Annotated in this window: 1 rRNA gene; it reads left to right on the plus strand. The window is 44.7% G+C overall.

The annotated features are described in order from the left end of the window. Positions 1-39: 39 nt before the first annotated feature. Positions 40-228, plus strand: a 16S ribosomal RNA gene (locus tag NJT12_RS25230); the annotation flags it as partial.

The following is a 228-nucleotide window of genomic DNA, read 5'->3' on the forward strand; positions in this document are numbered from 1 at the left end:
CGAATAACAATACGATCTAAGTGATTAGGTCAACAATATACGATGAAGAGTTTGATCCTGGCTCAGGATGAACGCTAGCGGCAGGCTTAACACATGCAAGTCGAGGGGTATAGTTCCTCGGAACTAGAGACCGGCGCACGGGTGCGTAACGCGTATGCAATCTACCTTTTACAGAGGGATAGCCCAGAGAAATTTGGATTAATACCTCATAGTATTATGAAATGGCAT

The sequence above is a fragment of the Flavobacterium azizsancarii genome, from assembly GCF_027980145.1.
Classification (GTDB): Bacteria; Bacteroidota; Bacteroidia; order Flavobacteriales; family Flavobacteriaceae; genus Flavobacterium; species Flavobacterium azizsancarii.